Source organism: Rhodococcus sp. PAE-6 (genome assembly GCF_025290685.1).
GTDB classification, from domain to species: domain Bacteria; phylum Actinomycetota; class Actinomycetes; order Mycobacteriales; family Mycobacteriaceae; genus Rhodococcus; species Rhodococcus pyridinivorans.
This window is the reverse complement of record NZ_JAOCLZ010000011.1, coordinates 147,021-156,182: the sequence shown is the minus strand read 5'-3', so window position 1 is coordinate 156,182 and position 9,162 is coordinate 147,021. Positions and strand designations below refer to the sequence as shown.

Below are 9,162 nucleotides of genomic sequence, written 5' to 3'. Positions count from 1 at the left end.
GGGTGTGGGAGAGTAGGACACCGCCGAACACCCGTTCCGAAAGGGGACCCACACTGTGGGTCCCCTTTCGTGTTTTCTTATGCAGAAAATGTGCCGGCCCAACGGTTTTCGAGAACCGGCACGAGCTGCTTCCCGGTCCGCAGACGAACCGGGAAGCAGCCGGAGAATCAGGGGCGCGGTGCCTTCGGACGCGCGACCGGCCGCGGCAGTGCACGCGTCAGACGCGGAGCCCAACCGTGCGACGGCCAACGCTTGAGACCCAGCCGGTCCGGCGTGACGCGAGTGTTCACGAACTTGCCCTCGAGCTCTTCGTCGGCCTCCCCAACGAACCGGTAGAGGATCGTGCCGCCGTTCTCCTCCGTGCGAGCGGCTGCCTCCCACCCGGTAGCGCGGTAGACCGCGCGGACGATGTTGTCGGCGACGACGATGATCGGCAGTCCGTCGATTCCACGCGCCGCCGATCCTGCCGGCCACGGCTTGGACGCGAGTTCGCGCACCGCAGCCGGCGACGCCTTCTTCGCTTCGTTGACCCGCAGCACCACGCATGGCGTCGGCAGCTCGGGAGCAGGCGAGGCCGAGTACTGACGGACGAGCTCCGCGATCGGGATCGCCGTGCGATCGGCTTCGGACTCCTCGGTTGCGCCCGCCAGGTTGGTGAGTACGCATTCGCCGCGGTGCGGTTCGGTCAGTCCGAGCGCCGCGATGACCGCTTCGGCCGTCACTGCGGCGGTGTGGTCGGCGTCGGTCTTCGGGTTCAGCGCGTCGGCCACGACGAAATGCTCCACCGCGTAGCCGGACTCGTAGACGGTTCGGATGCGCCGCAGAGCCGCCTCGGTCTCGGGGGTGGCCAGCGGTGTCTTCTCGCCGGCCTCGGTCAGCTTCGAGGTCTCTCCGAGCGCCGTCCAGACGAGGGTGAAGATGCGATTTCCGCGTCCGGCGCCGACGTAGAAGATGCTCCGGTCGCGAGGGTCGAGCAGGGCGTAGACGTAGGCGCCGAGCTGGTCGCAAATGTTCTTCGGAAGCAGTTTCGGGCTGGGGGCGCGGTCTTCGACATGGTTCACGAGAGCCCGCAGGACGGTCAGGCGCAGTGCCACGGGGACCTTGCCGGCGGAGCCGCCGAACAGTTCGCGGTTGGCTGCGTCCACGGAACCGAAGGTGCGTCCGATGTGACGGCTGAGGGCGCCGAGCGCGTGGGTGAACTCCGCAAGTCTCTGGCGTGGATCGTCCGCTGTATCCGGCAACTCGTTGCTGGTCAGGAACATCTGGATCTCGGGAGATTCCAACAGAGTTTGGGCAATGTTCGGAGGAACTGTCCACACTGTGCGCATAGAGCGACTCTAGGCCACACACAAGATTGGGGAGTCGCTCCGCGCAGGCGCCGCGCCGCCGAATCCGGAGGAAGAACCCGAGGAGAGCCCGAGCCGGATAAGCTCGCGTGCCATGACAGCGGTGCGGACCCGTTCCCGTTCTCGGTTGTTGCGGGACACCGCGTCGTCCGCGCAGGTCGAAGCACTTCTGATCATCACGGTCGCGACCATCCTCGTCACTCGTCTGTACCTGCATCTGACGGGCTATCCGCAGGTCGGCGGGTCGGTCCTGCACATCGCTCACGTGCTGTGGGGCGGTCTGCTCATGGTCGCCGCGCTGATGGTCTCGTTGACCTTCATCGGCAGGGCGCCCGACCGCATCGCGGTGCTGCTCGGCGGTATCGGGTTCGGTCTCTTCCTCGACGAGGTCGGCAAGTTCGTCACGAAGACCAACGACTACTTCTACCGACCCTCGGTGGCGATCATGTACGTGGTGGTCGTGTTGCTGCTCGTCGTCAATCGAGCGGTGCACCTCCGTCGCGGGCCGTCACCCGACGAGTATCTCGCCAACGCCGCGCTCACGGCGACGGACGGGCTCGCCCACGGCCTGACCCCGACCGATCGCGACCAGGCGCGAGTGCAGCTCGCACGCGCACGTGAGGGTGGAGTCGATCCCGAGGTCGTCGAACAGATCGATCTCCTGCTCGCCCGGTGCCGGGAGGTACCATCGCGCTTCTCGTGGGTGTCGCTCCGGCTGCCGGAGCGACTGCGAGGTGAGCGCAGCGTCCGCGTCGCGGCAGCCCTGCTCACCGTTTTCTCCGTCGGCATTCTCCTCAATGCCGCTGCGACCTTGGAGGAGGATCTCGCCGCGCGGACGAGCAACGTGGTGACCGTGATCCAGCTCGTCGGCTCCGGCGTCACCGTCCTGCTGTGCGTGGTGGGATCGGTGGGTTTGTGGCGCAGGCGGAGGTGGGCGATCCGTGCGCTCCGGACGGCCGCGTTGATCACCGTCTTCTTCGTCGACGTGCTGGAGTTCGCCGTCCAGGAGTTCGGGGCGCTGCTCAACGTCGCCGTGGGCGCCGCGGCGCTGTCGGTGTTCTCACACCACCTGCGTCAGATGTCCCGGCACGAGGCGTTGCCGGACACGGCGTGAGCAGGTGGGCCCGCCGCAACCGTGTTGTGGACGAATCACGGCACCGCTGCCCACCGTGTGCGCTTCGTCGCATACCGTATAGACCGTGAGCACCCCAGCCTCTGACGCCACCGGTTCCGCGTCGACGTGGCCCGCGCTACTCACGTGGCGTGCGGCCGATGCGTCTCGGATGGAGTCGGTACGAGTACAGCTCTCCGGCCGCCGCATCAAGGCGTCCGGTCGCATCGTGGGTGCGGAGTGCACCGACCATCCGGCCTTCAGCGCGTCGTACGACCTGGTGACGGACGAGAACGGTGTCACCCGCCGATTGTCGGTGCGCACCACCCTCGCTTCGGGCGAACGGCACATGTCCCTCACCCGGTCCGAAGAGGGCATCTGGATGTCCGACAACGGCATCGACCATCAGCGGTCCACCTTCGGCGGGGCACTCGACGTCGACGTGGTGTTCAGCCCGTTCTTCAACGCCCTGCCCATCCGCCGGCACGACCTGCAGGCCGGAGCCGACGACGTGGAGGTGCCCGTCGTCTACGTCAACCTCATCGATCTCAGCATCGAGGAGGCCACGGTCGTCTACAGCAGTGCGTCCGACGGCATCCACGTGCTGTCGCCGCGCTCGTCGTCGTCGGTGACCGTCGACGAGGACGGCTTCGTCCTCGAATACCGAGGACTCGCCTCCCGCATCTAGGGCTGTCCCGACGCCTCCACCGCCATCGCCACGGCGAACGCGGCCGATTCGGCGGGGTGGCTGCCGTGCCCGTGCGTGCCGCCGGTGAGGCCGACGATCTGGAGTCCGACCGGCGACGACCCGCCGTCCGGAGCCGGCACCGACAGGGCCGGGACACCGAGGACGCTGAACGGGACACACATCTGCAGCAGCGGTGCGCGCAGCTCGACGGGATCGCTCGTCAGCGGCGCCGAACGCACGCCGGTAGTGACGGTGATCAGCGCGTCGAGCTTGTCCACGGTGCGGAGGCGGTGCACGACGTCGTGACGTAGTCGCGCCACCGCCCGGGCCGCGTGGATGTATTCGTAGGCCGGCCGGTCGCGTTGCGCGGCGAGCAGAGCGGCCGTCGGAGGCTGGTAGCGGTCGGGATCGGCTTCGAACCACGCGCGATGCGTCTCGTATGCTTCCGAGCCGGTGACCACGGGATACAGCTCGAGCATCTCGGCGGTCTCGGGCAGTTCCACGTCGACGACGCGGGCGCCCAGATCCGTGAGGGTGCGGCACGCCGTCTCGACGGCCTCGTCGAAGACGGGTGACAGATCCCAGATGCCGCCCCGCAGGCGTCCGATGCGCAGTTCGGAGACCGGGGTGCGCAGGTGCGCGATGCCCGGAAGGGCGCCCCACGCGAGTGAGGCGTCCAGAGCGTCGGCGGCGAGCAGACCGACGTGGTCGAAGGTCGTCGACAGCGGGAACACGCCCTGCTCGGGCAGGGCACCGAAGCCCGGCTTGAATCCGACGATCCCGCACAGCGCCGCCGGGGTACGGACGCTGCAGCCGGTGTCGGTTCCCAGCGCGACGGGCACGACGCCCCTCGCGACCAGCACTGCGGAGCCCGACGACGAACCACCGCTGATCAGGTCCGGGTTGTGGGGGTGGGGGGCCGCGCCGGACACATTGATCAACCCGGTGGGCCCGTAGGCGAACTCGTGGAGATGGGTCTTCGCCACCACGATGGCTCCGGCTTCGCGGAGCTTCTCGATGACGCGAGCATCGCGCCGGGCCGGAGTCGCATCGGCGAGGACCGCGCTGCCGCAGCGGGTGGGGAACCCGGCGACGTCGATGTTGTCCTTCACCGCGACCGCGACGCCGTGCAACGGGCCGATCCAGCTCCCGGCGGCGATCTGCTCGTCGGCGAGGGCTGCGGCTTCGAGCGCCGCCTCGTCGTTGCGGGCGGCGACGGTGTTCCCCCAGGGGGTCCCGACGAGGGCGTCGAGTTCGGCGAGAACCGAGCGGACGTGTTCGGTGGGGGTCGTCTTGCCGGTGGTCAGCGCCGAGGCGATGTCGCGGAGGTTCATCGTGTCCACACTCCACCGCGTCGTCCGGCCTCGCGGAACGCTGCGATCCAGCCCTCGTCGCCGGGCTGCGTGCCGACGATGGGGTCGCGACGGCGCTGTTCGTAGCGGGTCCGAGCCGCGTGACCGGCGCGGGTGAGTTCGGAGGTGCTGCGGTCGGCCAGTTGCTCCCGGGCCGTTCTCAGCACCTCGAGTGTCTCGTCCAGCGCGACCAGCAGGGCTTCCGCGTTGCCTTCGCACATCGCGTCGACCAGGGCCGGGGCCGTCGCGGCGACCCGCGTGCCGTCCCGGAAGGAGCCGGCGGCGAGACCGAGTGCGAGATCGCCGCCTCCGGCGCCCGAGAGGGCCAGCGCTTCGGCGAGGAGATGGGGGAGATGGGAAACTCGCGCGACCGCCGCGTCGTGCTCCCGGGATTCGGCGGGCACGACGACGGAGCCGCAGTCGAGCGCGAGGTCGGCGACCTGCCGCCACACCTCGGGATCGGTGCCGTCGTCGACGGTCACCACCCACACCGCGTCGCGGAACAGGTCGGCGGTCCCAGCGGTCCAGCCGGACTCCGCCGTACCTGCCATGGGGTGTCCACCCACGAAACGCCGCGACAGGCCGTGAGCGGCGACGGCAGCGGCCACTTCCGCCTTGATGCTCACCACGTCGGTGAGCGCGACCTCGGGGGCGTGCTCGGCCACCGCCTCGAGGATGCTGCCCACTGCCGGCATCGGCACCGCGATCACCACCAGGGCGCTGGTGTCGGCTGCGCGACGCAGCGTGGCCGTGAGGTCGGTGGACGCGTCGAAGCCGTCGGCGACGGCGGCCTCCACGGCCTGCGACGACCTGTTGTAACCCCACGCCTGCCTTCCGGTGGCCGCGGCGGCGCGCAGCAGAGAACCACCGATCAGACCGAGGCCGAGGACACAGACGGGCGGGGAAGAGACGGCTGAGGACACCTCATCAGGTTGGCATATCCCGTGCTGGGCTTCATTCACCGGACGTGGCCGACTACCGTTGCGCCCATGGCTGCACAGCGTGTAGGGAACAAGAGCCCTTCCGTGACCCAGAGCGGGAACCCCGCCGGGAATTCGAGCGACGACCTCGACGGCTTCGCCGTCGCCGTGACGCGGGAGGAAGGTCGCTGGAAGTGCCGGGTGTTGTCCGGTGCCGCACTGACGAGTCTCGATACCGCAGTGACCGAGTTGCGGGAGCTGAGAAGTTCCGGCGCAGTCTTCGGTCTGCTGAATGTGGACGACGAATTCTTCATCATCGTGCGTCCCGCACCTGCGGGAACGAGGTTGCTGCTGTCCGACGCGACGATGGCCGTCGACTACGACATCGCCGCCGACGTCCTCGATGCGCTGAACATCGAGATCCCCGATATCGATCCCGACGAGCTCGACGACATCGAGCCGTGGGAGGAAGGCGACCTCGGCATCCTGGCCGACATGGGTCTGCCCGAGCCGGTGCTCTCGGTGATCCTGTCGGAGACCGACCTGTATCCCGACGAGCAACTCGACGAGATCGCCCAGCGACTCGGTTTCGACGACGTCCTGGGTAACACCCTGGACAAGCTCCGTTAGATGGGGCTGCGCGACGACGAGGCATTGATCCGGGTCGCGCTGGAGGCCGCCGCTGCCGCGCCCGCCGGTGACGTACCGGTGGGCGCGGTGGTGTTCGGGCCGGACGGCACCGAGATCGCGCGAGCGGCGAACTCCCGCGAGGCCACCGGCGACCCCACAGCGCACGCCGAGGTGCTCGCTCTGCGCGCGGCAGCGCAGGTCTACGGCGACGGATGGCGTCTCGAGGGCGCAACCCTCGCCGTGACCCTCGAACCCTGCACGATGTGCGCGGGAGCGTCGGTGCTCTCCCGGGTATCGCGGGTGGTCTTCGGGGCGTGGGAGCCGAAGACGGGCGCCGTCGGGTCGCTGTGGGACGTGGTGCGCGATCGGCGCCTCACGCACCGTCCGGAAGTGCGCGGTGGTGTGCTCGAAGCCGAGTGCGCGGCCGTGCTCGAGGCGTTCTTCCGGGAACATCGAGGGCCGGCTTCGGAGCTGTGACCAGGCGATTTCAGGATGAGGCCTGCAATCCGCTAGAGTCGTCAGCGGTGGCGTGACCGAGCGGCCGAAGGAGCGCGCCTCGAAAGCGCGTGACGGGTAACCCCCGTCCGTGGGTTCAAATCCCACCGCCACCGCCAGAGAGCCCCTTACCTGTTAGTGCAGGTGAGGGGCTTTTCTCATGTCTGCAGGTCGCCAAGGCCGGGTCCGAAGCATCCGCTACGGCTTTTGCTATCCGCCGCGGCAATTGCTGTGGCGGATAGCGAACTTGATCGCGAGTGGACTGCGGAGTCGACGAAGCGCCCGAGGGAGTGTGGGTCGGGCTACCTGCATCCGCCCAGGTCTTCCGATAGGTTCGCGCCTGCATGCTCGCAATCGGAAGGGGAACTGTGAATCGCGTCTGCTCGACGATCGTCGGACCCGCCGAATCCGACGTCCCGCCGGCCGTTCTCGTGCACGGGGTGCTGGCCTGGGGAGACGACGAGACCTACGGATTCGGTCGGCAGCGGCCCTTGGGGGCGTCACGTCGGCTGATCCTGATGGACCGCCGCGGGCACGGCGACTCGCCGGATCTCGACGGGGCCCATCGCACCGACTACGAGGTGGACGCCGCCGACATCGTCGAACTGCTCGGTGACGGCGCCCATCTCGTCGGACATTCGTACGGTGCGGTCGCAGCGATGCTCGCGGCGGTGGAACGGCCGGACCTGGTGCGGTCGCTGTGCCTGATCCAGCCCGGGTGCCTGAAGGTTGCGGAGAGCGAACCGGTGGTCGCCGAGAACCTCGCCCGCGCTCGCGCGTCCCAGGTGACGCTCCCGCCCGAGCTCACTGCGGAGGACTATCTGCGTCTCATCACGGAGAGCGTCGGCATGCCGCCGGCGGAACCCACCCCGAAGCGACTACGCGCAGCGGCGACGTCGATGCGGGAGAGACCGTGCTGGGACGCCGACATCCCCCTCGAGTCGCTCGCGGCGGCGCCGTGGCCGAAGCTCGTCGTCGTCGGTGACTGGGCGGGCGCACCCGACGAGTACAAGCGGCTGGCGGGAGATCCGCTGACGGTCACGGCGCGGGTCGTCGCCGACCGGATCGGGGGAGAACTGCTCGAAGTTCCCGGTTTCTACCCGCACGTCCAGCAGCCGGAACGAGTCAACGAGGCGCTCGAGGAACTGTGGAGTCGGGCCGACGCCCGGTGGCGAGAGGTCGGCCGACGGCGTCGGCGACCATCACGGCGAACATCCACAGCCCCGCCGCGACACCGGCGACGGCTGCCACCGCAGGCGATGCGAGACCGCCTGCCAGACCGACGATTCCGATCACCAGCATTCCCCAGCCCATGACCCGGAACATCGCGCGGCCGAAGGCCCGTGCGAAGGGAACGAAGTGCGCACCGACGACGCAGACCACCCACGCGACCGTCAGTTCCGAACGATCGAACAACGCGAGAAGCCTTGCGCCACCGACGATCAGCACGATCATGGCCGCGACCGACACGAGGTGGATCGTCGATGCCTGCTTCGAGGGCGGCTCCAACTGCTCGAAACTTCGCGGTCGTATGAGCACGGCCCAGACGAAAAAAGCGATGGCGCAGAACCATCCGACAATGACGATCCAGGTCCACGGTGATCCCAGAGCGGCACCGTTCACGAGCATGAAGGCCGACGCGCCACCCGCGCCGATCAGCGCTCCCCACACCTCGGGACGATGGGTCGCTCGGTAACCCCTCGCCGTTCCCGGCCCGAATCGCTCCGCAGGCGGTGTCGTGCGCATCCAGTTCCCCCACTCCGAGTCGACCACCGATCCGCCTGTGGACGCTAGCGGATGGGCGGCCGGTCGTCGTCAGAGTTCGCGCCAACTCCCGTCGTTCATGTCGTGTCCGTGCGCGGCCATCAACATGAGGCCGCCGTCGACGGGGATCGAGCGCCCCGTCAGGTACGACGAGCGTGGGGACGCGAGGAAGGCGACGACGGAGGCGACCTCGTTGACGTGCCCGGGACGTCCGGTGGGGTTGCCCGGTCGCTCCTCGTGGAAGGCCTCGGATTCGTCCATACCGGTCATGGGCGTGGAGATCTCACCGGGAGCCACCGAGTTGACCGTGATGCCGTAGCGAGCCCATTCGAGGGCGAGGCACTGCGTGAGCATGCCGAGGCCGGCCTTCGCCGTGCAGTAGGCGGAGGCGCCGTAGCGGGGGATGTGCTCGTGGACGCTCGTGAAGTTGACGATGCGGCCGCCGCCCCCGGAGTCGATCATGTGTCGCGCGGCGCGTTGGGAGCACAGGAACGGGCCGTCGAGGTCGGTGGAGAGCATCTCCCGCCACCGTTCGAAGGACAGGTCGAGCACCTCGTCGCGGTGTCCGGTGCCGGCGTTGTTCACCAGCACCCCGAGACCGCCGAGCTTTCCGGTGAGTTCGTCGATCACATCGGCGGTGTCCGGGCTGGTCAGGTCCTGTCGGGCCACGAAGCACCGCTGTCCGCGCTGTTCGACCCCGGCGCGGGTGTCCTCGGCCCCGGCCTCGTCGGTGTGGAAGGTGATGCCGACGTCGAACCCCTCGGTGGCGAGCAGTTCGGCGGTCGCCTTGCCCATGCCGGAGTCGGCGCCGGTGACGATGGCGAGTCTGTCGTGAGCTGGAGTGGTCATGCGTCGT

General features: G+C 68.7%; 10 protein-coding genes and 1 tRNA gene. 7 read left to right on the top strand and 4 right to left on the bottom strand.

Annotated elements, in window-relative coordinates:
• Window positions 1–167: 167 nt before the first annotated feature.
• Entirely contained in the window at window positions 168–1,283 is a 1,116-nt protein-coding gene (locus NVV99_RS20595) for a GIY-YIG nuclease family protein (protein ID WP_231413647.1), read from the bottom strand.
• A gap of 157 nt (window positions 1,284–1,440) precedes the next feature.
• On the opposite strand from NVV99_RS20595, the gene NVV99_RS20590 reads away from it, so the two are divergent.
• Together NVV99_RS20590 and NVV99_RS20585 are read left to right on the top strand one after the other, a co-directional pair.
• Window positions 1,441–2,460, top strand: a complete 1,020-nt coding sequence (locus NVV99_RS20590) for a hypothetical protein (protein WP_024102732.1) — start codon at window positions 1,441–1,443, stop codon at window positions 2,458–2,460.
• Between the two features lie 85 nt (window positions 2,461–2,545).
• Window positions 2,546–3,145, top strand: a complete 600-nt coding sequence (locus NVV99_RS20585) for a putative glycolipid-binding domain-containing protein (protein ID WP_072740572.1) — start codon at window positions 2,546–2,548, stop codon at window positions 3,143–3,145.
• On the opposite strand, the gene NVV99_RS20580 is transcribed toward NVV99_RS20585, so the two are convergent.
• Window positions 3,142–4,488 carry an amidase gene (locus tag NVV99_RS20580; protein WP_024102733.1) on the bottom strand — a complete coding sequence of 449 codons (1,347 nt, stop codon included), beginning with the start codon at window positions 4,486–4,488 and terminating at the stop codon, window positions 3,142–3,144. The genes NVV99_RS20585 and NVV99_RS20580 overlap by 4 nt on opposite strands.
• Window positions 4,476–5,420 (bottom strand): prephenate dehydrogenase, encoded by a 945-nt coding sequence (locus NVV99_RS20575; protein WP_019290313.1) that lies wholly within the window; start codon window positions 5,418–5,420, stop codon window positions 4,476–4,478. Before NVV99_RS20575 ends, NVV99_RS20580 begins: the two co-directional genes overlap by 13 nt.
• Before the next feature lie 66 nt (window positions 5,421–5,486).
• Between NVV99_RS20575 and NVV99_RS20570 the strand changes: the two genes are divergently transcribed.
• The 5 genes from NVV99_RS20570 to NVV99_RS20550 all read left to right on the top strand — a co-directional run bounded on the left by NVV99_RS20570 (window position 5,487) and on the right by NVV99_RS20550 (window position 8,238).
• The gene (locus tag NVV99_RS20570; protein WP_024102735.1) at window positions 5,487–6,047 is read left to right on the top strand and encodes a tRNA adenosine deaminase-associated protein; all 561 of its coding nucleotides are present in this window, start codon (window positions 5,487–5,489) and stop codon (window positions 6,045–6,047) included.
• The gene (locus NVV99_RS20565; RefSeq protein WP_019290311.1) at window positions 6,048–6,524 is read left to right on the top strand and encodes a nucleoside deaminase; all 477 of its coding nucleotides are present in this window, start codon (window positions 6,048–6,050) and stop codon (window positions 6,522–6,524) included. It abuts the gene before it with no gap.
• 46 nt (window positions 6,525–6,570) lie between these two features.
• Window positions 6,571–6,661, top strand: a tRNA-Ser gene (locus tag NVV99_RS20560).
• Between the two features lie 249 nt (window positions 6,662–6,910).
• Window positions 6,911–7,858, top strand: coding sequence for an alpha/beta fold hydrolase (locus NVV99_RS20555; RefSeq protein ID WP_024102736.1), 948 nt, complete (start codon window positions 6,911–6,913; stop codon window positions 7,856–7,858).
• Complete coding sequence (locus NVV99_RS20550) at window positions 7,855–8,238, top strand: hypothetical protein (protein ID WP_024102737.1); 384 nt, start codon at window positions 7,855–7,857, stop codon at window positions 8,236–8,238. The genes NVV99_RS20555 and NVV99_RS20550 overlap by 4 nt, the downstream gene beginning before the upstream one ends.
• Before the next feature lie 119 nt (window positions 8,239–8,357).
• Here the strand turns inward: NVV99_RS20550 and NVV99_RS20545 are convergent, their stop codons facing one another.
• Complete coding sequence (locus NVV99_RS20545) at window positions 8,358–9,155, bottom strand: SDR family oxidoreductase (RefSeq protein WP_024102738.1); 798 nt, start codon at window positions 9,153–9,155, stop codon at window positions 8,358–8,360.
• Between the last annotated feature and the right edge of the window lie 7 nt (window positions 9,156–9,162).

What these genes read in the sequence shown, in the direction of transcription:
- NVV99_RS20545 (WP_024102738.1), bottom strand. Translation starts at nt 9,155, where the DNA reads ATGACCACTCCAGCTCACGACAGACTCGCCATCGTCACCGGCGCCGAC.
- NVV99_RS20565 (WP_019290311.1), top strand. Translation starts at nt 6,048, where the DNA reads ATGGGGCTGCGCGACGACGAGGCATTGATCCGGGTCGCGCTGGAGGCC.
- NVV99_RS20590 (WP_024102732.1), top strand. Translation starts at nt 1,441, where the DNA reads ATGACAGCGGTGCGGACCCGTTCCCGTTCTCGGTTGTTGCGGGACACC.
- NVV99_RS20570 (WP_024102735.1), top strand. Translation starts at nt 5,487, where the DNA reads ATGGCTGCACAGCGTGTAGGGAACAAGAGCCCTTCCGTGACCCAGAGC.
- NVV99_RS20550 (WP_024102737.1), top strand. Translation starts at nt 7,855, where the DNA reads ATGACCCGGAACATCGCGCGGCCGAAGGCCCGTGCGAAGGGAACGAAG.